Origin of the sequence: Streptomyces sp. Da 82-17, from assembly GCF_046098215.1 — a bacterium.
Lineage (GTDB): Bacteria > Actinomycetota > Actinomycetes > Streptomycetales > Streptomycetaceae > Streptomyces.
In genome coordinates, this window is the sequence record NZ_JBJURH010000006.1 from 68,711 (window position 1) to 89,910 (window position 21,200).

At 71.9% G+C, this 21,200-nt stretch carries 18 protein-coding genes; 4 read left to right on the forward strand and 14 right to left on the reverse strand.

Annotated elements, in window-relative coordinates; genetic code table 11:
* Window positions 1–137 precede the first annotated feature (137 nt).
* Window positions 138–914: a carbon-nitrogen family hydrolase gene (locus tag ACIDOF_RS12075; protein WP_409005816.1), complete on the reverse strand. Its 777-nt coding sequence runs from the start codon at window positions 912–914 to the stop codon at window positions 138–140.
* A 152-nt stretch (window positions 915–1,066) separates the two neighbouring features.
* Between ACIDOF_RS12075 and ACIDOF_RS12080 the strand changes: the two genes are divergently transcribed.
* Window positions 1,067–1,891, forward strand: a complete 825-nt coding sequence (locus ACIDOF_RS12080) for a maleylpyruvate isomerase family mycothiol-dependent enzyme (protein ID WP_409005817.1) — start codon at window positions 1,067–1,069, stop codon at window positions 1,889–1,891.
* Between the two features lie 29 nt (window positions 1,892–1,920).
* Here the strand turns inward: ACIDOF_RS12080 and ACIDOF_RS12085 are convergent, their stop codons facing one another.
* Window positions 1,921–3,222, reverse strand: coding sequence for an MFS transporter (locus ACIDOF_RS12085; RefSeq protein ID WP_409005818.1), 1,302 nt, complete (start codon window positions 3,220–3,222; stop codon window positions 1,921–1,923).
* Window positions 3,219–3,893, reverse strand: a complete 675-nt coding sequence (locus tag ACIDOF_RS12090; protein WP_409005819.1) for a GntR family transcriptional regulator — start codon at window positions 3,891–3,893, stop codon at window positions 3,219–3,221. The genes ACIDOF_RS12085 and ACIDOF_RS12090 overlap by 4 nt, the downstream gene beginning before the upstream one ends.
* Before the next feature lie 275 nt (window positions 3,894–4,168).
* On the opposite strand from ACIDOF_RS12090, the gene ACIDOF_RS12095 reads away from it, so the two are divergent.
* The gene (locus ACIDOF_RS12095; protein WP_409005820.1) at window positions 4,169–5,080 is read left to right on the forward strand and encodes a D-alanyl-D-alanine carboxypeptidase family protein; all 912 of its coding nucleotides are present in this window, start codon (window positions 4,169–4,171) and stop codon (window positions 5,078–5,080) included.
* Here ACIDOF_RS12095 and ACIDOF_RS12100 read toward each other — a convergent pair.
* From ACIDOF_RS12100 to pdhA, 4 genes are all read right to left on the reverse strand, one after another.
* Entirely contained in the window at window positions 5,016–6,056 is a 1,041-nt protein-coding gene (locus tag ACIDOF_RS12100) for a DMT family transporter (protein ID WP_409005821.1), read from the reverse strand. The genes ACIDOF_RS12095 and ACIDOF_RS12100 overlap by 65 nt on opposite strands.
* Before the next feature lie 128 nt (window positions 6,057–6,184).
* Window positions 6,185–7,591, reverse strand: a complete 1,407-nt coding sequence (locus ACIDOF_RS12105) for a dihydrolipoamide acetyltransferase family protein (RefSeq protein ID WP_409005822.1) — start codon at window positions 7,589–7,591, stop codon at window positions 6,185–6,187.
* Window positions 7,592–7,605: 14 nt separating this feature from the next.
* Window positions 7,606–8,586 carry an alpha-ketoacid dehydrogenase subunit beta gene (locus ACIDOF_RS12110; protein ID WP_409005823.1) on the reverse strand — a complete coding sequence of 327 codons (981 nt, stop codon included), beginning with the start codon at window positions 8,584–8,586 and terminating at the stop codon, window positions 7,606–7,608.
* Between the two features lie 2 nt (window positions 8,587–8,588).
* Window positions 8,589–9,830 (reverse strand): pyruvate dehydrogenase (acetyl-transferring) E1 component subunit alpha, encoded by a 1,242-nt coding sequence (pdhA, locus tag ACIDOF_RS12115; protein WP_409005824.1) that lies wholly within the window; start codon window positions 9,828–9,830, stop codon window positions 8,589–8,591.
* 336 nt (window positions 9,831–10,166) lie between these two features.
* On the opposite strand from pdhA, the gene ACIDOF_RS12120 reads away from it, so the two are divergent.
* Window positions 10,167–10,826 carry a response regulator gene (locus tag ACIDOF_RS12120; RefSeq protein ID WP_409005825.1) on the forward strand — a complete coding sequence of 220 codons (660 nt, stop codon included), beginning with the start codon at window positions 10,167–10,169 and terminating at the stop codon, window positions 10,824–10,826.
* Window positions 10,827–10,964: 138 nt separating this feature from the next.
* Here ACIDOF_RS12120 and ACIDOF_RS12125 read toward each other — a convergent pair whose 3' ends face one another.
* Window positions 10,965–12,518, reverse strand: coding sequence for a protein kinase domain-containing protein (locus ACIDOF_RS12125; RefSeq protein ID WP_409006082.1), 1,554 nt, complete (start codon window positions 12,516–12,518; stop codon window positions 10,965–10,967).
* A gap of 487 nt (window positions 12,519–13,005) precedes the next feature.
* On the opposite strand from ACIDOF_RS12125, the gene ACIDOF_RS12130 reads away from it, so the two are divergent.
* Window positions 13,006–14,658: a protein kinase domain-containing protein gene (locus ACIDOF_RS12130; RefSeq protein WP_409005826.1), complete on the forward strand. Its 1,653-nt coding sequence runs from the start codon at window positions 13,006–13,008 to the stop codon at window positions 14,656–14,658.
* A gap of 107 nt (window positions 14,659–14,765) precedes the next feature.
* Here ACIDOF_RS12130 and ACIDOF_RS12135 read toward each other — a convergent pair whose 3' ends face one another.
* From ACIDOF_RS12135 to ACIDOF_RS12160, 6 genes are all read right to left on the reverse strand, one after another.
* Window positions 14,766–15,311, reverse strand: coding sequence for a bacterial proteasome activator family protein (locus tag ACIDOF_RS12135; RefSeq protein ID WP_409005827.1), 546 nt, complete (start codon window positions 15,309–15,311; stop codon window positions 14,766–14,768).
* Window positions 15,312–15,354: 43 nt separating this feature from the next.
* Window positions 15,355–15,888 (reverse strand): hypothetical protein, encoded by a 534-nt coding sequence (locus tag ACIDOF_RS12140; RefSeq protein ID WP_409005828.1) that lies wholly within the window; start codon window positions 15,886–15,888, stop codon window positions 15,355–15,357.
* Window positions 15,889–16,094: 206 nt separating this feature from the next.
* The gene (locus tag ACIDOF_RS12145) at window positions 16,095–17,072 is read right to left on the reverse strand and encodes an NAD(P)H-quinone oxidoreductase (RefSeq protein WP_409005829.1); all 978 of its coding nucleotides are present in this window, start codon (window positions 17,070–17,072) and stop codon (window positions 16,095–16,097) included.
* A gap of 108 nt (window positions 17,073–17,180) precedes the next feature.
* Window positions 17,181–18,254: a potassium channel family protein gene (locus tag ACIDOF_RS12150; protein WP_409005830.1), complete on the reverse strand. Its 1,074-nt coding sequence runs from the start codon at window positions 18,252–18,254 to the stop codon at window positions 17,181–17,183.
* 125 nt (window positions 18,255–18,379) lie between these two features.
* Complete coding sequence (locus ACIDOF_RS12155) at window positions 18,380–19,990, reverse strand: molybdopterin molybdotransferase MoeA (protein ID WP_409005831.1); 1,611 nt, start codon at window positions 19,988–19,990, stop codon at window positions 18,380–18,382.
* 23 nt (window positions 19,991–20,013) lie between these two features.
* Window positions 20,014–21,051, reverse strand: a complete 1,038-nt coding sequence (locus ACIDOF_RS12160; protein WP_409005832.1) for a DUF6457 domain-containing protein — start codon at window positions 21,049–21,051, stop codon at window positions 20,014–20,016.
* Window positions 21,052–21,200: the final 149 nt, after the last annotated feature.

Genomic DNA, 21,200 nt, shown 5'->3' on the forward strand with positions numbered 1-21,200 from the left:
CACAGCGGCGGCGGGGGGACGACGTGCCCCGACAGGGGCGCGGGGAACTGCGCGAGCAACCCGGACGGCGCCGCAGGCTTTCGGGAAGGGGCGGGGAGGGGACCTGATCGGGGGGCCGGGGGCGGAGCCCCCTGGGGTCAGCCCAGGACGCGGTCCTTCAGCGCCGGGAAACGGTCCCTCGTCGTCGCGACCGTGCTCGGGTCGAAGTCCACGGTCAGGACCTCCTCCCCGTGCCCCGCCTCCGCAAGCACCTCGCCCCACGGGTCGACCACGATGCTGTGCCCCGCCTGCGGCACGTCCGCGTGCGTTCCGGCGGTGCCGCAGGCCAGGACGTACGCCTGGTTCTCGACCGCGCGGGCCTGCGCGAGCAGCGTCCAGTGGGCGCGGCGGCGCTCGGGCCAGCCGGCGGAGACGACGAGGGTCTCGGCGCCGGCGTCGACCAGGCCCCGGAACAGCTCGGGGAAGCGCAGGTCGTAGCAGGTGGCGAGGCCGAGGACGGTCGACGGGTGCGGCACCGTCACGAGCTCCGCGCCCGCGCCCATCATCGCGGCCTCGCCCTTGTCGAAGCCGAAGCGGTGGATCTTCCGGTACGTGCGGGCCAGGGCGCCGTCGGGGTTGAAGAACAGGGTCGTGTTGTAGAGCGTGCCGGTGTCCTCGCGCTCCACGATCGAGCCCGCGTGCAGCCAGACTCCCGCGTCGTGCGCGGCGGCCGCCATCGCGTCGTGCGTGGGCCCGCGCAGCGCCTCCGCCTCGGGGCCGAAGGAGTCGTACGCGAAGGCGCCGACCGTCCACAGCTCCGGCAGGATCACGAGGTCGGCCCCGGCCTGCTCCCGTACCAGTGAAGCCACCCTGGAGCGGCGGGAATTGACCGTTTCATCAGGGTCTACGTCGATCTGGATCAGCGAGGCGCGCACACTACCACCGTCCTGGCATTCGAGTACCCATCACCGCCTACGATCGTCACACGAAAGCACTGCAAGCGGCCCGTGCGGCAGCGTAACTTAAGGGGCCGAGCCTTCCCCGCAGTCTTGCCGAGCCCGTACTGACGAACCGCCCGAGGGGTCACGTGACCGTCCATCCCAGCATCCAGTCCTACGCCGACGCCTGGACCCACTCCGTGGAGGCCATATCCGAGCTGGTCACCCCGCTCGCGGAGGGCTCTTGGAACCTGGCGACGCCCTGCCCCGGCTGGTCCGTGCGGGACGTCGTCTCCCATGTCATCGGCCTTGACTGCGAGATGCTCGGCGACCCCCGGCCGATCCACTCGCTGCCCCGGGACCTGTACCACGTACAGACCGAGCTGCAGCGCTACATGGAGGTGCAGGTCGATGTGCGCCGGCACCACACGGCGCCGGAGATGACCGCCGAGCTGGAGTACACGATCATCCGGCGGGCGCGGCAGCTGCGGAACGAGACGCGGGACCCGCAGACCACGGTGCGCGGGCCGCTCGGCAACCAGGAACCGCTCGAAGAGGCGCTCCGCAAGCGGGCGTTCGACGTGTGGGTGCACGAGCAGGACCTGCGCACGGCCCTCGACACCCCCGGCAACCTGGACTCCCCCGGCGCGTACGTCGCGCGGGACATCCTCATCTCCGGCCTGCCGAAGGCGGTCGCCAAGGGGGCCGGGGCGCCCGCGAACTCGGCGGTCGTCTTCGACGTGGGCGAGCCCGTCGACTTCCTGCGCACGGTCCGCATCGACGCCGACGGCCGGGGCACCGTCGACAACGCCCCGTCGCTCGGCCCTGCGGTCACGCTGGCGCTCGACTGGGAGACGTTCTTCCGGCTGTGCTGCGGCCGCGTGAAGGCGGGGGCCGTACGGGACCGGGTCAAGGTGGACGGCGACCAGGACCTGGGCGAGGCGATTCTGCGGAACCTGGCGATGACGGTGTAGCCGTCCCGTGCCCCCGGGACGGGCTGGATTTACGCCGGGACGTGCACCGCCTCCACCCGGCTGGCCACCAGCCGCTCGCTCTCCAGGCGGACCGCGCGCCGCCGCAGCCGCAGGATCTGGGTGATGCCCAGGGCCTCCAGGACGAAGATCGAGCAGAACGCGATCCGGTAGTTCTGGCCCGTCGCGTCGAGCAGCACGCCCACCGCGAGCAGCGTGGTCATGGACGCCACGAAGCCGCCCATGTTGACGATCCCGGAGGCCGTGCCCTGGCGCTCCGGCGGGTTGGCCGGGCGGGCGAAGTCGAAGCCGATCATCGAGGCCGGGCCGCAGGTGCCGAGCACCATGCACAGGACGACGAGCAGCGCCGTCGGCGCCGTACCTCCCCAGCCGAGCGTGAGCGCCCAGACCAGGGCCGTCGCTCCGACCGTGCCGAGGACGAGCGGGGTGCGGGCGCGGTGGTGGCGGGCGATGATCTGGCCGTAGACGAGGCCGATGGTCATGCTCGACAGGACGGTCAGGGTGAGGAGTTCGCCCGCGGCGGCGCGGGACAGGCCCTGCGCCTCCACCAGGAACGGCAGCCCCCACAGCAGCGTGAACACCATCATCGGGAACTGCGTGGTGAAGTGCACCCACAGGCCGAGCCGGGTGCCGGGCTCCCGCCACGCCTCGGCTATCTGCCGCCGTACGAACGCGGGGCCCTGGGCCTGCTTGACCGGCGGCGGCTCGTGGCCCTCCGGGTGGTCCTTGAGGAAGAGCAGCAGCAGGACGAGGACGACGACGCCCGCGAGGGAGCTGCCGACGAACGCGGCGGTCCAGCCGAGGCCGTGCAGCATCCGGGAGAGCACCAGCGTGGACACCAGGTTGCCGCCCATCCCGATGAGCCCGGCGAGCTGGGCGACGAGGGGGCCGCGGCGGGCCGGGAACCAGCGGGTGCCGAGGCGCAGCACGCTGATGAACGTCATCGCGTCCCCGCAGCCGAGCAGCGCACGCGCGGCGAGCGCCATGCCGTACGAGGGCGCGAGGGCGAAGGAGAGCTGGCCGACGGTGAAGAGGACGACGCCGAGGGTCAGCACCCGCTTCGTGCCGAGCCGGTCGACCATCAGGCCGACGGGTATCTGCATGCCCGCGTAGACGAGGAGCTGGAGGATCGAGAACGTCGACAGGGCGGAGGCGCTGACGTGGAAGCGCTCGGCGGCGTCGAGTCCGGCGACGCCGAGCGAGGTGCGGAAGATGACGGCGACGAAGTAGACGGCGACGCCGATCGACCAGACCGCGACGGCTCTGCGGCCGCCCGGCGGATCGCCGGGGAGCCTGCTCGCGGAGGAGCTCATCGCACGTCTCCCCGGGCCAGGTTGGAGAACCAGCCGACGTGGCGGTGGACGACGGCGACGGCCGCGTCCGCGTCCCCGGCGCGCAGCGCGTCGAGGATCTCGGCGTGCTCGCCGAGGGTCTTGGCGATGCGGTCGGGGTGCGAGTGCATCACGGCGACGCCCATCCGCAGCTGCCGGTCGCGGAGCTGGTCGTAGAGGCGGGAGAGGATCTCGTTGCCGCCGCTGCGGACGATCTCCGCGTGGAAGCAGCGGTCGCTGACGGCGGCCGCGGCGAAGTCCCCGGCCGCGGCCTGCTCACGCTGCTGAGCGAGCAGTTCCTCCAGGCGCTCGATCAGCCCGGCGGGCGCGGGCACGGCCTTGCGCGCCGCGTGCTCCTCGACGAGCAGCCGGGTCTCGACCACGTCCGCGATCTCCTGCGCGGAGACCGGCAGGACCAGGGCGCCCTTCTTCGGGTAGAGCTTCAGGAGCCCTTCGACCTCCAGCTTGAGCAGCGCCTCGCGCACCGGCGTACGGGAGACGCCCACGTCGGTGGCCAGCTCGCCCTCGGTGAGGAGCGTGCCGCCCTCGTACCGCCGCTCCAGGACGGCCTGCTTCACGTGCTGGTAGACGCGCTCCGCGGCGGGGGGCTGCTTCGTCGGGGGTGCGGGGGCGGGAGAGGGTGCGGCAGGCATGCGCACAGCATAGATACAACAGGGGTGCAACAGGTACTCGCGTCCGCGATGCGGGACGCCGCAGGTCCGGCGCAGGGTACGGCGCGGGTCCGGCACGGGTCGTCCGGCGGGTGCGCGCGCTGGGCTGATCGGCCCGCATTCACTCGTACGAGTAGGCATCCATTCGCCCCGCCCGCTCGTCTTGCCTCCGTAAGGCAGCGAAGCCCACCGACGCTTACGCGAACCGACGCTTACGTGAATTCGGAGCACCGACTTTGATCCGTACCAACCGCGGCGTGCGCAGAGGCGCCGCCGTCGTCCTCACGACCGGCGCCGCCCTGGTCGTCTCCCCGCTCGCGGCGCCCGCGCAGGCCGCGTCCGGCCCGTCCGTCAGCGCCAAGGGCGCCTATCTGGCGGACGCGAAGAGCGGAAAGCAGCTCTACGGCAAGGCCGTCGACACCAGGCGCCAGATGGCGTCCACGACCAAGGTGATGACCGCGGCCGTCGTCCTGGACAGCCCCGGCCTGAACCTCGACCGCAAGATCACCGTCAAGAAGGCGTACCGCGACTACGTCGCCAAGCAGGGCGCCAGCACCGCCGACCTGCGCACCGGCGACAAGCTGACCGTGCGCCAGCTGCTGTACGCGACGCTGCTGCCCTCGGGCTGCGACGCGGCGTACGCGCTGGCCGACGCGTTCGGCAGCGGCTCGACGACGAAGGACCGGACGGCCTCGTTCATCGGGAAGATGAACAAGAAGGCCGCCCAACTCGGCATGAAGAACACGAAGTTCGACTCCTTCGACGGCATCTCGAAGGGCGGCCGGAACTACTCGACGCCGAAGGACCTCGCCAAGCTGGCCGGGCACGCGGTCAAGAACTCCACGTTCCGTACGGTCGTGAAGGCGAAGTCGACGCAGCAGAAAGCGCCCGCCGGCAGCGGCGGCACCCGCACGTACACCTGGTACAACACCAACAAGCTGCTCGGCTCGTACAAGGGCGCCATCGGCATCAAGACCGGTACCGGCACCTCCGCCGGCCCCTGCCTGGTGTTCGCCGCGACCCGTGGCGACAGGACGCTGGTCGGCGCGATCCTGAACGACTCGAACCGCTACGCCGACGCGGCGAAGCTGCTCGACCACGGCTTCAAGTCGAACTCCGCGAAGACGATGCGTCTGCGTCAGCTGCCGAGCGGCGCTCAGCAGGACTGACGGCACGCCCCGCGGTCCCGATCCGGCCCGCGGCCCTGATCCGGCTCCCGCCGCTCCCGGTGCGGGAGCCGGACACCGCGGCCAGCGCGACGGCCGCGAGCGCCAGCGCCGCGCCGCCCACGGTGAACGCGCTGACCTGCGCGTCCCCGTGCGGCAGGAACACGTCGAGGGCGAGCGAGCCGAGCAGCTGCCCGGTGATGGTGCACAGGCCGAGGAGCAGCACGCCGAGTTTCTGCACGGTGGCCACGGCGATGGAGATGAACACGATCCCGACGAGCCCGCCGAGGTAGAGGTACGGATCACCCGGCAGCCCCGCCGGCACCCCGGCCGCGACCGCGTGGACGACGAAGACCAGGCCCAGCGCGGCAGTCCCGGTGAGGAAGTTGAAGAACGTCCCGGTGTACGCGGACCCGGACGAGAGCCGTACGTGCCCGTTCACGGCCTGCTGCCAGCTGACGCACACCCCGGCGACCACGGGCAGCACGAGCGCCAGGTACGGGAAGCCCGCGCCGAGCCGGTCGGCCATCGACACCCCGACGGCGAGCAGCACGAGCCCGGCGCCCACGGCCCGTCGCACCGTCGGCCGCTGCGGCCCCGCGGGCCCGAGCCCCTTGGCGTCGACGAGCAGTCCGCCGCCGACCTGCCCGGCGACGACGGCCACGGTGAACAGGGCGACGCCGAGCGCCCCGACGGTCAGGCCCTGCGCGAGCACGAACGTCGCCCCGCCGCAGCCGCCGAGCAACTGCCACCACTTCAGCCGCTGTTGACGTAGGTCCTGCCACACCCGGCCGAGCCCCTGCCGGGCTGCCGCGACCGCGGCGAGGCCGAGGGAGAGCACGAGCAGGCCGGAGCCGAAGGAGAGCACGGCGGCCGCGGTGCCGTCGCCGAGCTCGGCGGCGAGCTGGCCGTTGATGCGGGCCTGCAGGGATATGAGCGCCCCGGAGAGGACGGCGAGGAGCAACCGGACGACGTGCACGGCGGAGGCTTTCGTACGGGGACGGGCGGGCGGGGACGGGCGGCGGGCGGAGACGGGCGGGATCGGGACAGGGGTGAGCCCGGGCCGCGCCGTGCGGGCGCGACCCGGGCTCGTCGTACGCAGGCTACCTACGCCCAGGTGATCAGGCGCTTGGGGTGCTCCAGGATCGCCGCGACGTCCGCGAGGACCTTGGAGCCCAGCTCGCCGTCGACGAGCCGGTGGTCGAAGGAGAGCGCCAGGGTGGTGACCTGCCGCGGCTTGACCTTGCCCTTGTGCACCCACGGCTGGAGCTTGATCGCGCCGACCGCGAGGATCGCCGACTCGCCCGGGTTGAGGATCGGCGTGCCGGTGTCGACGCCGAAGACGCCGACGTTGGTGATGGTCACGGTGCCGCCCTGCATCGCGGCCGGGGAGGTCTTGCCCTCCCGGGCCGTGGTCACCAACTCGCCGAGCGCCTCGGCCAGTTGGGGCAGGGTCTTGGCGTGCGCGTCCTTGATGTTCGGCACGATGAGCCCGCGCGGGGTGGCGGCGGCGATCCCCAGGTTCACGTAGTGCTTCTGCACGATCTCCTGGTTGGCCTCGTCCCAGGCGGCGTTGACGTCCGGGTTCCGCTTGATCGCGACGAGCAGCGCCTTGGCGACGAGCAGCAGCGGGTTCACCCGCAGCCCCTGCATCTCCTTGTCCTGCTTCAGCTCCTCGACGAGCTTCATCGTCCGCGTCACGTCGACGGTCACGAACTCGGTGACGTGCGGAGCGGTGAACGCCGACCCGACCATGGCCTGCGCGGTCGCCTTCCGCACGCCCTTGACGGGGATACGGGTCTCCCGGGCGTCGGCGGCCGGGGTGGGCGCGGACGTGGGCGCGGGCGCCTCGGCGGGGGCCTGCTCCTGCACGACGGGCTCGGGCGCGGGCGCGACGGCCGCGTGCACGTCCTCCCGCGTGATGATCCCGTCGGGCCCGGAGGGCGTCACGGTGGCGAGGTCGACCCCGAGATCCTTGGCGAGCTTACGGACGGGGGGCTTGGCGAGGGGGCGGGGGACGGTGACGCCGTTGGTGGCGGTGCCATTCGCTGCCACTGCTGTGGGCATCTGTTCCGCTGGGGCGATGGGGGTCCCCCCTGCTCGAGCGGAGTCGAGAGCTTGGGGGAGGGTGGGCACAGCCCCACGTGCCGAGTCGTCCTTCCGTGCCCTCCGCTTGGTCGAGCTCTCGGCGACGCCATAGCCAACCAGCACAGGCTGACGCCCCTGAGGCTCCTCGGCCTCAACGGGAGCTTCCGGCTCGGGCGCCGCATCCGACGCCCCGTCGCCCACGGTGATGATCACTTGGCCGACGTCCACCGTCGCACCCTCGGCGAAGCGAAGCTCCCGTACGACCCCGTCGAACGGGATCGGCAGCTCCACAGCCGCCTTCGCCGTCTCGACCTCGCACACGACCTGCCCGTCGGAGACGACATCGCCCGGCTCGACGTACCACTTCAGGATCTCGGCCTCGGTGAGACCCTCGCCCACGTCGGGCAGCTTGAACTCGTACACCATCGATCCAGCTCCCCTCAGTACGCCAGCGAGCGGTCGACGGCGTCGAGCACCCGGTCGAGTCCCGGCAGGTACTCCTCCTCCACCCGCGCGGGCGGATACGGCGAGTGGTAGCCGCCGACCCGCAGCACGGGCGCCTCCAGGTGGTAGAAGCAGCGCTCGGTGATCCGCGCCGCGATCTCCGCGCCGGAGCCGTAGAACACCGGGGCCTCGTGCACGACGACGAGCCGGCCGGTGCGCTCCACCGAGGCCTGGACCGTGTCGAAGTCGATCGGCGACATCGAGCGCAGGTCGACGACCTCGATCGACTTGCCCTCGTCCTGCGCGGCGGCCGCGGCCTCCAGGCAGACCTTCACCATCGGCCCGTACGCGACGAGCGTCAGGTCGGTGCCGGGGCGGACGGTCTGCGCGGCGTGCAGCGGGCCGGGGATGGCGTCGGTGTCGACCTCGCCCTTGTCCCAGTAGCGCCGCTTCGGCTCGAAGTAGATCACCGGGTCGTCGCTCTGGATGGCCTGCTGCATCATCCAGTACGCGTCCGACGAGTTGGACGGCGAGATCACCTTGAGGCCCGCGACATGCGCGAACAGCGCCTCCGGCGACTCGGAGTGGTGCTCGACGGCGCCGATGCCGCCGCCGTACGGAATGCGGATGACGACCGGCAGCTTGACCTTGCCGAGCGCGCGGGCGTGCATCTTCGCGAGCTGCGTGACGATCTGGTCGTACGCGGGGAAGACGAATCCGTCGAACTGGATCTCCACGACCGGCCGGTAGCCGCGCAGCGCCAGGCCGATGGCGGTGCCGACGATGCCGGACTCGGCGAGCGGGGTGTCGATGACCCGGTCCTCGCCGAAGTCCTTCTGCAGCCCGTCGGTGACGCGGAAGACGCCGCCGAGCTTGCCGACGTCCTCGCCCATGACGAGGACCTTGGGGTCGGTCTCGAGGGCCTTGCGCAGGGATTCGTTGATCGCCTTGGCGATCGGCAACTTCTGTACGGCCATGGTCACTTGCCCTCTTCCACCGAGACAGCCGAGTCAGCGAAGGACGCCTGGTAGGCGGCGAACTGGGCGCGCTCCTCGTCGACGAGCGCGCTGCCGTCCGCGTAGACGTTCTCGAAGATCGACATCGGGTCGGGGTCGGCCATCGCACGGACCGCCTCGCGCACCCGCCTGCCGAGCGCTTCCTTCTCCTCGTCGAGCGCCGCGAAGAAGTCGGCGTCCGCGAGCTTCTCGGTCTCCAGGTACGTGCGCAGCCGCTGGATCGGGTCCTTGGCCTCCCAGGCCGCCCGCTCCTCGTCCCGGCGGTACTTGGTCGGGTCGTCGGACGTGGTGTGCGCACCCATGCGGTACGTGAACGCCTCGACCAGCATGGGGCCTTCGCCGTTGCGGGCGCGCTCCAGGGCGGCGCGGGTCACGGCCAGGCAGGCCAGGACGTCGTTGCCGTCGACGCGGACGCCGGGGAAGCCGTAGCCGCGGGCGCGCTGGTAGAGCGGGACGCGGGTCTGCTTCTCGGTGGGCTCGGAGATCGCCCACTGGTTGTTCTGGCAGAAGAACACGACGGGGGCGTTGTAGACCGCGGAGAACGTGAAGGACTCGGCGACGTCGCCCTGGCTGCTGGCGCCGTCCCCGAAGTACGCGATCACGGCCGAGTCGGCGCCGTCCTTGGCGACGCCCATCGCGTAGCCGGTGGCGTGCAGGGCCTGCGAGCCGATGACGATCGTGTACAGGTGGAAGTTGTTGCTGTTCGGGTCCCAGCCGCCGTTGTTGACGCCGCGGAACATGCCGAGCAGGTTCTCCGGCGGGACCCCGCGGCACCAGGCGACGCCGTGCTCGCGGTAGGTCGGGAAGACGTAGTCGTCGTCGCGGAGCGCGCGGCCGGAGCCGATCTGCGCCGCTTCCTGGCCGAGCAGCGAGGGCCACAGGCCCAGCTCGCCCTGGCGCTGGAGCGTGACGGCCTCGGCGTCGAAGCGGCGGGCCATCACCATGTCCCGGTAGAGGGCGCGCAGTTCGTCGGCGCTGAGGTCGATCGAGTACTCGGGGTGCTCTACCCGCTCCCCCTCGGGGGTGAGCAACTGGACGAGTTCGGGGTCGTGCTGTGGTGCGTCGTGCGGTGCTGCTTCGCGCGCCTTGCTCTTGGCCGCCGCCTTCTTCGCCGGCGTCTTCTCCGGCGCCTTTTTGGCGGTTGCACGCTTGGTGCCCGCCCCGCTGTTGCGAGGCTTGCGCGCGGCGGTGCTCTCCACGGTCACGTGTGCTCCTCCGTCGGTCCGGCTTCCCGGGATCCGCCGGGTAAGCCAGTGCGGCTCGCCTGTCGTCCCGGCCCGCGCACGGGGTGGGTGCGCTGTGGGCACTGCGGGGAAAACAGGCGTGACAGGTGCCCCGGCGAGCGCCCTGCACAAAGCACGTTACCCAGTGCTTCGCATATCTGCGAAACCCCACTTGACCTGCGACTTTGCTTGGATTTCCAAGTAAATACGAGAAAGCGGGAACAACTACTGGTCAGCGCCTTGCAGAGCGTCCGGAGCAAGCGAACGTTAACCCGGCCACCCAGAGCATTGGAAGAGTCGGTGTGTGACACTGGCTCCGTGCACGAAGAAGGAAAAATCAGCGTATTTCTGCTCGACGACCATGAAGTCGTCCGTCGCGGAGTCCACGAGCTGCTCTCCGTCGAGTCGGACATCGAGGTGGTGGGCGAGGCCGGCACGGCCGCCGACGCCCTGGTCCGCATCCCCGCCACGCGCCCCGACGTCGCGGTGCTCGACGTCCGTCTGCCCGACGGCAGCGGCGTCGAGGTGTGCCGCGAGATCCGCTCCCGGAACGAGGACATCAAGTGCCTGATGCTGACCTCGTTCGCGGACGACGAGGCGCTCTTCGACGCGATCATGGCCGGCGCCTCGGGGTACGTCCTGAAGGCCATCCGCGGCAATGAGCTCCTCACCGCCGTACGGGACGTCGCGGCCGGGAAGTCCCTGCTCGACCCGGTGGCCACGGCCCGCGTCCTGGAGCGGCTGCGGGACGGCAACGCCAACAAGGGCGACGACCGGCTCGCGAACCTCACCGAGCAGGAACGCAAGATCCTCGACCTGATCGGCGAGGGCCTCACCAACCGTGCCATCGGCGAACGACTTCATCTGGCCGAGAAGACCATCAAGAACTACGTCTCCAGCCTGCTCTCGAAGCTCGGCATGGAACGCCGTTCGCAGGCCGCCGCCTTTGTCGCCCGTATGCAGGCCGAAAAGCACTGACCCGTACGTTCACAATGCACTGACCGGTCGGTTCAAAAGCCCCGCAATTCGTTAATGCCGGGGCGCAATTCTTCTTCGACATACGACGAGGCCCGCTCACACCCTCGGTGAGCGGGCCTCGTCGTACGTCCTGGCCGGTCAGTTCCCGGCCTCCTCCGTCGGGTCGATCGTGATCGGGTCCGTCGGCTCCTCGGTCGTCGGCTCCTCGGTGGGCTCCTGCGTCGTCGGGTCCTCCGTCGGCTCCTGCGTCGTCGGGTCCTCGGTGGGCTCCTGCGACGTGGGGTCCTCGGACGGGGTGTACGAGGGCTGGGTCGGAGTGTCCGTGTAGTCCGGGTTGCCGCCGGTGCTGCCGGGCTCCGTCTCCTCCTCCGTCGTCTCCTCGTCGGTCGGCTCGTCCGTCGGGTCCTTCGACTGGGACTGCGTCGGCCTCGGGTCCTTGTCCGGGCCCGGGTCCTTCTTGCCGCTCTCGGTGGCGCTCAGGGCCACGGCGACGCCCACCGCGATCGCGACGATCGCCAGCACCGCGAAGATCCACATCTTGCCGCGGCCGTTGCCTCCGCGACCGCCCCGGCCGCCGCGGTCGCCGCCGTCGAAGCCGCCGTCGTCCTCCCCGATCGGGCGGACCATCGTCTGCTGCATCTGCGCCGTGCCGGAGTCGCCGGGGTGCGGGCGGGCCGCGGCGCCGGTGACGCCCATCGCCGGGGTGCTGCCGCCCTCGTGCATGGCGACGGGGCCGGTGCTCCACGTGCCGGTGTGGCCGCCCTGGTCCTGCAGCATCTGCAGGCCGTACTGGACGAGGCCGCGCATCTCCTCGGCGGTCTGGAACCGGTCGTCCGGGTCCTTCGCGAGGGAGCGCATCACCAGGCCGTCCAGCTCCGGCGGCACCCCGTCGGACAGCTCGGACGGCGGGACCGGCATGTCCTGCACGTGCTGGTAGACCACCGACAGCGGCGTCTCACCGGTGAACGGCGGCCGCAGCGTGAGGAGTTCGTACAGCAGGCAGCCCGTGGCGTACAGGTCGGAGCGGGTGTCGACGGCCTTGCCGAGGGCCTGCTCCGGGGAGAGGTACTGCGGGGTGCCCATGACCATGCCGGTCTGCGTCATCGTGTTGGACGCGCCGTGCAGGGCCCGGGCGATGCCGAAGTCCATCACCTTCACCGCACCGGTGTTGGTGATGATCACGTTGGCGGGCTTGATGTCGCGGTGCACGATGCCGTGCTGGTGCGAGTAGGCCAGCGCCTCCAGGACGCCGGAGACGATGATCAGGGCCTGCTCGGGCCCCGGCGCCTCGGCGTTGAGCAGCAGGTCACGAATGGTGCGGCCCTCGACGAGCTCCATCACGATGTACGGGATCGTGTTGGCGCCGATGACGTCCTCGCCGGAGTCGTAGACCGCGACCACCGCGTGGTGGTTCAGGCCGGCGACCGACTGGGCCTCGCGCGTGAAGCGGGCCTTGGAGACCGGGTCCTCGGCGAGGTCGGAGCGCAGCAGCTTCACGGCGACGGTGCGCCCGAGGCGTACGTCCTCGGCGGCGAAGACCTCGGCCATGCCGCCGCGGCCGAGTCTGTGGGTCAGCCGGTATCGTCCGTCACCGACAAGTCCGCCATTACCCCACATCTCAGGCGCATCTGACATACCGCCGCCAGTCGCCTCGGGGTCGGACGGGCCCTGAGCGCGCTGCTGGTCCATCAGTCCTCGCCGTCGTTTCCTGTCGTAACTGGTCGCGTCTGGTCCGTAAACCGACATCGCCCACCTGCAAGCGCCACGGATGGGCGAGTGCGCGCGTCTCTTCTTACGGCCTCCGTCGGGCCACGCTACAGCCTCGGCGCGGCGCGCCGGCTCGAGATGGACCGGCCATCAAACCTGTTACCCGGGGTTTCGGGCAAATCGAGTGGTCTGTACCCACCCACGTGACAGGACCGTGACGGAACGCATGACGGGACCCAGGACGCGGGACCCAGGACGGGACGCAGCACAGAACGCGTGACGGACGGCGGAGGGACCCATATCACTTGTCGGACGTCCTCGGTAACGCTTGCGAGACGGTTCTTGCGCGTAGGGTCACGGAACGGGCACCCGGCTTGACGTGTCAGTGCCCTCGGGCAGACTTGGCCCGGAAAACCAGGGATCTTCGAGGCTTCAAGCGCAGCGAGACGGCGCCGATGGGGGACGCGGAAACATGAGCCAGGACGGCGCACAGGGCGGCCGGTACGCGGGGCGTGCCCTGGCCGGCGGCCGGTACCAGCTGCGGGACCTCCTCGGCGAAGGCGGCATGGCCTCCGTCCACCTGGCGTACGACTCGGTGCTCGACCGGCAGGTGGCGATCAAGACCCTGCACACCGAGCTGGGCCGCGAGCAGTCGTTCCGCGAGCGCTTCCGCCGCGAGGCCCAGTCCGTGGCGAAGCTCACGCACACCAACATCGTCTCGGTCTTCGACACCGGCGAGGACGAGATCGACGGCTCCACGATGCCGTACATCGTGATGGAGTACGTCGAGGGCAAGCCGCTCGGCTCCGTCCTGGACGCCGACGTCGCGCAGTTCGGCGCGATGCCCACCGACCGCGCCCTCAAGGTCACCGCGGACGTGCTCGCGGCCCTGGAGATCAGCCACGAGATGGGCCTGGTCCACCGCGACATCAAGCCCGGCAACGTCATGGTGACGAAGCGGAACGTCGTCAAGGTCATGGACTTCGGCATCGCCCGCGCCATGCAGTCCGGCGTGACGTCGATGACGCAGACCGGCATGGTCGTCGGCACCCCGCAGTACCTCTCGCCCGAGCAGGCCCTGGGCCGCGGTGTGGACGCCCGCTCCGACCTCTACTCGGTCGGCATCATGCTGTTCCAACTGGTCACCGGGCGGCTGCCGTTCGAGGCGGACTCGCCGCTGGCCATCGCGTATGCGCACGTCCAGGAGGAGCCGGTCGCGCCGTCCTCCATCAACCGTTCGTTGCCCCCGGCGGTGGACGCGCTGGTCGCCCGCGCGCTGAAGAAGAACCCCAACGAGCGCTTCCCCACGGCCGACGCGATGCGGGACGAGTGCCTGCGGGTCGTGCAGTCGCTGCAGGGCGGCGCCGCCCCGAGCATCGTCCCGGGTGCGCACGGCGGCAGCGGCGCGGGCGTCGGCGCCTCGGTGTTCCCGCCCGTGGACCAGGGCACTCCGGCACCGGGCCCGGGCAGCGTGCAGCAGCCGTACCAGCCGACGCCGTACGGCCCCGGCGGCCCCGGCACCCCGGCCCCCAGCCCCGCCGCCGGGTACGGCTACCCGCAGCAGGGCGGTTACCCGACCCCTGCGCCCGCCAACTTCGCGCCGCAGCAGGGCGGTCCGGGCACCCCGGCGCCGTACAACCTGAGCCCGCAGCCGGCCACGTCCGGCGGGCACGGGAGCCACGGGGGCGGCGGCAAGAGCAACACCCCGGTGATCATCGGCGCGATCGTGGTGGCGGTTCTCGCCATCGGCGGTCTGATCACGGCCCTGTCGCTGAACGGCGGCGAGGAGGAGCCGGAGAGCAAGCCGACGGAGACGGCCGAGGTCGAGGGCCACAAGGGCCCGGACAAGACCAAGGTCATCGAGATCTCGGAGTGCACGGAGCCGGACGAGAGCTTCTCCGACCCGAGCATGAAGACCCTGCCGAAGTTCGAGTACCGCAACATCGACTCGGTCAAGGAGTGCATCCAGAAGGGCGGCTGGAAGTACAAGATCACGACCGTGGACGAGAACACGTACGGCGAGGGCACGGTCATGAAGCAGTACCCGACCGCCGACACGGACTTCGACCCGGAGAACCCGCCGACCATCCAGCTGGAGGTCTCCAGCGGCAACCCGGCGCAGTAGCCCCGGCGGGTCCGACCTGCGTATACGGCTGAGCCCGGCCCACCGAGTGCGGTGGACCGGGCTCTGTCGTGTCCGGGCTGTGTCGTGTCCGGGGTCTGGCTCTGCGTCTACAGGTACGGACCGCCCGAGCGGCCCGCGTGCGGGGGCTCGTCGCCCTCGTCGTGGCCGCCGGCGCCGGGCGGCAGGGCGCGGCGCATCTGCTCCAGCTGCGCGCGGGCCGCCATCTGCTGGGCGAACAGGGTGGTCTGGATGCCGTGGAAGAGCCCCTCCAGCCAGCCCACCAACTGGGCCTGCGCGATGCGCAGTTCGGCGTCGCTCGGCGTCGTCTCGTCGGTGAACGGCAGCGAGAGCCGCTCCAGCTCCTCGACCAGCTCGGGCGCGAGTCCGTCCTCCAGCTCCTTCACCGAGCTCGCGTGGATCTCCTTGAGCCGCACCCGGCTCGCCTCGTCCAGAGGCGCCGCCCGCACTTCTTCGAGCAGCTGCTTGATCATGCTGCCGATGCGCATGACCTTGGCGGGCTGCTCCACCATGTCCGTCACGGGAAGCTCACGCGCCTCGTCGTCCCCGCCGGCCCCGCCGAGAGCCATGCCGTCCTGGCCCACGACCAGGACCTGGGGGTTTTCCTGCGACCTGTCGTTCCTCGGCATCTCCATGCCGCCATTCTCTCGTACGCCCGGCGCGGGGCGGGGCGGGCGGTCAGGTGCGTCGGAGGCGTACGGCGAGGAAGGCGAGGCCCAGGCCGATCAGGACCAGGCCCGCCCCGAACGGCAGCACGTCCGGGGCCGGGCCGCGCCGACCGTCGACGGCCTGCCGGGTGTCGTGCCCGGCCACGTCCTTGGTGCTGGGCTCGGGGGTCGGGCTCTGCCGGGGCGGTTCGGTCGGCCGGGCGGGGTGGCCGGGCGGCTGCTCGTGCGGGTGCCGCGGGGGCCGGGTCGGCTGTGCCTGGCCGGGGTGCCGGGGCGGGTGGTGTCGGCTGTGCCGTTGCGGTGGGGGTTCCGGGTCCGGGATCGGCTCGACGCGGCCCGGCCGCTGCCGCCCCTCGCCGACCCGGCTTCCGGCGAGCGAGGGCTCGGGGTGCGGCGGGGTCGGCCGGCGCGTCTCGTCGGGGGCCGTTCTCGGCGCCGCGTACGTGGTGTTCGCCGCGGTCGTCGCCCCGGCCGGGGAAGCGGGGAGCAGAACCGCCGCGAGGAGTACGGCAAGCAGGACGCAGGGGCGGAGGCGTGGAGTCACTGCGAGGCCCCCTCCCGGTGCCGAGTCGCCGAGGTCGTTGCCGTCAGCGTCACATGCAGGGACGAGTCGGGCATCTCGGAACGGTCCGGGGGAGGGCCTCGCGTACGTGCCGGTGGTGCGGCCCCGGCCGGGTCAGGCGGTGGGACCGCGGCCGGGTCGGGTGGTGAGACCCGCGGCCGGGTCAGGTGGTGAGACCCGCGGCCGGGTCAGGTGGTGAGCAGGACCTTGCCGACGTGGCCGCTCTCCTCCAGGACGCGGTGCGCGGCGGGCGCCTCCGCCATCGGGAGGGTTCGGTCGACGACCGGCGCGACCCGGCCCGCCCCGATCAGCGGCCACACGTGTTCGCGTACGGCGGCGACGATCGCGGCCTTCTCGGTGAGCGGGCGGCCGCGCAGGGAGGTCGCGGTGATCGCCGCGCGCTTGTTGAGGAGCGCGGCGAGGTTGAGCTCGCCCTTCACCCCGCCCTGCAGGCCGATGATCGCGAGCCGGCCGTTCACGGCGAGCGCCTTGACGTTCCGCTCCAGGTATTTGGCGCCCATGATGTCGAGGATGACGTCCGCGCCGGCGCCGTCCGTGGCCGCGCGGATCTCCTCGACGAAGTCCTGCTCGCGGTAGTCGATCAGGATGTCCGCGCCGAGCCGCGCGCAGTGGTCCAGCTTCTCCTTGCCGCCCGCGGTGACCGCGACCCGCGCGCCGACGGCCTTCGCCAGCTGGATCGCCATCGTGCCGATGCCGCTGGCCCCGCCGTGCACGAGCAGCGTCTCGCCCGGGCGCAGGTGGGCGACCATGAAGACGTTCGACCAGACCGTGCAAGTGACCTCGGGCAACGCCGCCGCCGTGACCAGGTCCACGCCGTCCGGCACGGGCAGCAACTGCCCTGCGGGGACGGCGACTTTCTCCGCGTATCCGCCGCCCGCGAGCAGCGCGCACACCTCGTCGCCGACCGAGAAGCCGCTCACGCCGGGACCGAGCGCGGCCACCCGGCCCGAGCATTCCAGCCCGGGGTACGGGGACGAGCCGGGCGGCGGGTCGTAGAAGCCCTGGCGCTGGAGCAGGTCGGCGCGGTTGACGGCGCTGGCCGCCACCTCGACCAGGACCTCGCCCTCGCCGGGTACGGGATCGGGGACCTCGGCCCAGACGAGCGCCTCGGGACCGCCGGGTTCGGGGATCGTGATCGCATGCATGGCCGCGAGGCTACTCGCCGGGCCCGGCGTTGCGGAGGGTGCCGTGCGCCCGCCCGAGGGCTTCTCCGTACCCGCGTACTCGTGTACCCCCCATACCCGCGTACGCGCTCAGTCGCTCGGCAGCGGGCGCACGTCCGGGACGCCGGAGGGGCCGGGCGTGGCTCGTACGATCGTGATCAGACGGTCCGTCAACTGGAGCTTGCCGATGGCCGGATCGTCGTAGCCGAGCAGCCGGTGTCCGCGGACGACGCTCACCACGAGCTCCTCTACCTCGCGCGGAGTGCGCCCCACCTCGGCCTTTATCACCGGCCGTTCGACGAGATCGAGGCCGCTGCCCTGCTGGATCAGGTCCTCCATCACGGTGCCCGCGCTGGGGCTGAGCACCGACAGGCCGAGCAGTCGGCCGGCGGCGCTGGCGCTGGTGATCACCGCGTCGGCGCCGGACTGGCGGAGCAACGGGGCGTTCTCCTCCTCCCGCACCGCCGCGACGATCTTCGCGCCTCGGTTGAGCTGGCGTGCGGTGAGCGTGACGAGGACCGCGGTGTCGTCGCGCTGGGTCGCGATCACGACCTGGCGGGCCTTCTGCGCCTCGGCCCGCAGCAGTACGTCGCTCCGCGTGCCGTCGCCGATGACGCCCACGAAGCCGTCGGCCGTGGCGGCCTGGATGACCTTCGCGCTGGGGTCGACGACGACGATCTGCTCCTTCTTCAGGCCCGTCGCGCAGAGGGTCTGGATCGCGGAGCGGCCCTTGGTGCCGAAGCCGACGACGACGGTGTGTTCGCGCAACTGGGACCTCCAGCGGTTCAGCCTGAATTCCTCGCGGGTGCGCTCGGTGAGGACCTCGAGCGTGGTGCCGACGAGGATGATCAGGAACAGCACACGCAGTGGCGTGATGACGAAGATGTTGGTGAGCCGGGCGGCGTCGCTCGCGGGGACGATGTCGCCGTAGCCGGTGGTGGAGAGCGTGACGGTCGCGTAGTAGAACGCGTCCAGGAGGCTCAGCTTGCCGTCGTGGTTGTCGCTGTAGCCGTCGCTGTCGGCGTAGACGATGAACGCCGTCGAGACCAGCACGACCAGAGCCATGGCCAGTCGACGGGCGACCTGCCGCAGGGGGCGTTCGACCTCCCGCTTCGGCAGCTTCACCTGGGCGCTCACCAGATGTTCGTCCGCCTGACGGGCCATGGCGTCATGGCCGGGCAGTTTCACGTGAAACACCCTCCTGCGGTGCTCGCGTCGTTGGTCATCGGTCGCTTGTCGGTGGTTTCCGGCTGTTGGGCCCGGCCCCTGGTCCCGGCCGTTGGTCGGGGCTACTGGTCCCGGCCGCTGGTCGGGGCGTCCGCCGGTGCCTCTGTCGGTACGTCCGCCGGCGCGTCTGCCAGGGCAGGCACGGACGGCAGCGTCCACGGCAGGTCGAGGATCTCCAGCTCCTGGCCGGGCTTCGCCCCGCCGGGCGGCACCACGGCGAGCCCGTCGGACGCGGCGATCCCGCGCAGCATGGCCGGACCGTTGTAGTGCAACGGCACGGCGACCAACTGCGGTTCCGCACGCAACGCCACGGGCACGAGCCGCGTGTCGTGCGGATGCCCGTGGACCTCGTCCCTGGTGGGGGCGAAGTACGGAACCGGCGCGATCCGCCCGGAAAGCGTACGCAACAGCGGTTCGGCCAGTGTCAGCAGCCCCGACACCGCGGCCAGCGGGTTGCCCGGCAGGCCCACGAGGTGGCGGCGTTCGTCGAGCCGGGCGAGCAGCATCGGGTGCCCGGGCCGCACCTCCACCCCGTCCACGAGCAGCTCGGCGCCCAGCGCCCGCAGCGTCGGATGCACATGGTCGACGGGGCCGGAAGCGGTGCCTCCGGTGGTCACGACCAGCTCGGCCGGCGACCCGGCGACCGCGTCCCGCAGCTTCTTCGCATCGTCCCCGAGCCTGCGTACGGCGATGACCTCCGCGCCGAGCGCACGCAGCCAGGACGGCAGCATCGGGCCGAGCGCGTCCCGGATCAGGCCCTCGCGCGGCAGCCCCTCGGTGAGCAACTCGTCGCCCAGGACCAGGACTTCGACCCGGGGGCGCGGGACGACGGCCAGCGCGTCGTACCCGGCGGCCGCCGCGAGGCCCAGGACGGCGGGGGTCACCTGGGTCTGCGCGGGCAGGAGTTGGTCGCCGCTGCGGCACTCCTGACCGCGTGGACGGATGTCCTGACCGTGCATCACCTCGCGCTGCGCGTGCAGCCGGCCCTTGTCGTCCGTACGGCCGTGCTCGCTGCGGATGACCGCGGTGACCTCGCGGGGGATGCGCGCGCCGGTCGCGATCGGCATCGCCTCGCCGTCCGCGAGCGCGTCCGCCCCGGACTGCCCGGCCAGCACGCCCTCGTCCCGCACCTTCCAGGGGCCCGGCCCGGCGACCGCCCAGCCGTCCATCGCCGACGTGTCGAACGACGGCAGATCCGTCAGCGCGGTGAGCGGCTCGGCGAGGACGAGGCCGAGGGTCTGGTCGAGGGGGACGGTCTCCGCTGCGCGGGCCGCGGGGACCTCACGGGCTGCTCGCCTCACGGCTTCCGTCGCGGCACGGGCGGCGGTGGCCCGGGCTTGGGGCCAGGGAGTGCCCTTGTGGCGGTGGGCGTGGGGCGGGTTCTGGTGGTTCGGGCCCCGGTCGTTCGGGTTCTGGTGGTTCGGGCTCTGGTGACCCGGGCCCGGGTTCGGGTTCGGGTGGTTCGGATTCGGGTTGCTGGGGGACGGTGAACGGGGGTTCTGGTGCCGGGAGTTGGGGGCAGGGCGGTGCTCGTGGCCGGCGCCTCCCGTTGCGTGTGCGTCCGCAGCTGCGGCCTCTCTGACCAGGGCCAGGGCCTCGTCCACGTCCTGGTCGTGGTCTCGGTCGCGGTCGGCGTCCTGTGCCGCCCGGTCCGGGCCGTCGGCGGTGCTCATCCCGTTCAGGCCGCGGGGCGGGGTCATCCGGCGTCCGGTGCGGTGCTCGTGCTCGTGCTCGTGGCCGTGCTCGTGGCCGTGCTCGTGGCCGTACCGTCGCCGCCCGGCGGGTTGTCGGGCTTGCTGGCGTCGGGCTTGTCCTCGTCGGGCTTGTCCTCGTCCGCCCAGCGGGCGGCGAGCGCGGCGGCCTTGCGCGCGGCCTCGGCCACGGCCTCGGGTCCGCCCTTCGCCTGCGCCGCCGCGTACCCCACGAGGAACGTGGTCAGCGGCGCCGCCGGGCGCGCGACCCCGTGCGCGGCGTCACGCGCGAGGTCCAGCAGCACGCCGGTGTCGACGTCCAGGTCGACGCCCAGCTCGTCCTTGACTGCGGTGATCCATTCATCCAGCACGTGCTCATGCTCCCTGATGCGTGCGCGGGCTTCGGCGATGTCCTCCCAGGTGTCGCAGTCGAACGCGGCACGGGAGTCGCCGGGTTCGGTGACCCGGGTGAGGGTGAGTCCGGCGGTGAGCCTCCGCAGCGGCAGCCCGCCGAGCCCACCGTGCTCCTGGGCCAGCCGCGCCACGCCACGGCGCAACGCGTCGGCCCGGTACGCGGCGACCAGCGGCTGGTCCCGCCCGCCCGCGTCGACCAGCATCGCGCCGTCGACGGAGCCCGGGGCATGCGGGGCGTGCGGGGCGTGCTGGTCGCCCGCGTCGTGCTGGTCGCCCGCGTCGTGCAGGTCTCGCGCGTCGCGCAGGTCGTCGAGCAGTCGCCGTACGGTGCGCTCCTCCAGGAAGGGCAGGTCCGCGGAGAGTACGAGCACCACGTCCGCCGTCGTGCGGCTCAGCCCCGCGGCGAGCGCGGCGAGCGGGCCGCCGCCCGGCGGGTCCTCACGCGCCCACACGACGGGGCGGACGGTCGGCCTGCGCTCGGCGACGACCACGGTCGTGGCCGCGTCGGCGCAGGCGGCGAGGACGCGGTCGAGCAGCGCCCGGCCGCCGACGCGCACACCGGGTTTGTCGGCGCCGCCGAGTCTCCGGGCGGCGCCGCCGGCGAGCACGACGGCGTCATACGAGGTCATCCACCGAGTATGGCCGCAGCGGCGATCAATGCCACCCCTGTGCGCGCCTTGTCCCCCAAGGGACTTCCGTCACACCGGTCTTGTCATCCGCCTCGTCACCCGAACGTCACCACCGCCCGGGCCTCGGCAGCCGCACCCCAACAGGGCCG

Bases quoted from the DNA above. Each gene is read 5' to 3' on its own strand.
- ACIDOF_RS12085 (WP_409005818.1), bottom strand. From the start codon at position 3,222: ATGAGCTCCTCCGCGAGCAGGCTCCCCGGCGATCCGCCGGGCGGCCGC.
- ACIDOF_RS12145 (WP_409005829.1), bottom strand. From the start codon at position 17,072: ATGCATGCGATCACGATCCCCGAACCCGGCGGTCCCGAGGCGCTCGTC.
- ACIDOF_RS12105 (WP_409005822.1), bottom strand. From the start codon at position 7,591: ATGGTGTACGAGTTCAAGCTGCCCGACGTGGGCGAGGGTCTCACCGAG.
- ACIDOF_RS12130 (WP_409005826.1), top strand. From the start codon at position 13,006: ATGAGCCAGGACGGCGCACAGGGCGGCCGGTACGCGGGGCGTGCCCTG.
- ACIDOF_RS12110 (WP_409005823.1), bottom strand. From the start codon at position 8,586: ATGGCCGTACAGAAGTTGCCGATCGCCAAGGCGATCAACGAATCCCTG.
- ACIDOF_RS12090 (WP_409005819.1), bottom strand. From the start codon at position 3,893: ATGCCTGCCGCACCCTCTCCCGCCCCCGCACCCCCGACGAAGCAGCCC.
- ACIDOF_RS12135 (WP_409005827.1), bottom strand. From the start codon at position 15,311: ATGGAGATGCCGAGGAACGACAGGTCGCAGGAAAACCCCCAGGTCCTG.
- ACIDOF_RS12150 (WP_409005830.1), bottom strand. From the start codon at position 18,254: ATGGCCCGTCAGGCGGACGAACATCTGGTGAGCGCCCAGGTGAAGCTG.
- ACIDOF_RS12155 (WP_409005831.1), bottom strand. From the start codon at position 19,990: ATGAGCACCGCCGACGGCCCGGACCGGGCGGCACAGGACGCCGACCGC.
- ACIDOF_RS12160 (WP_409005832.1), bottom strand. From the start codon at position 21,051: ATGACCTCGTATGACGCCGTCGTGCTCGCCGGCGGCGCCGCCCGGAGA.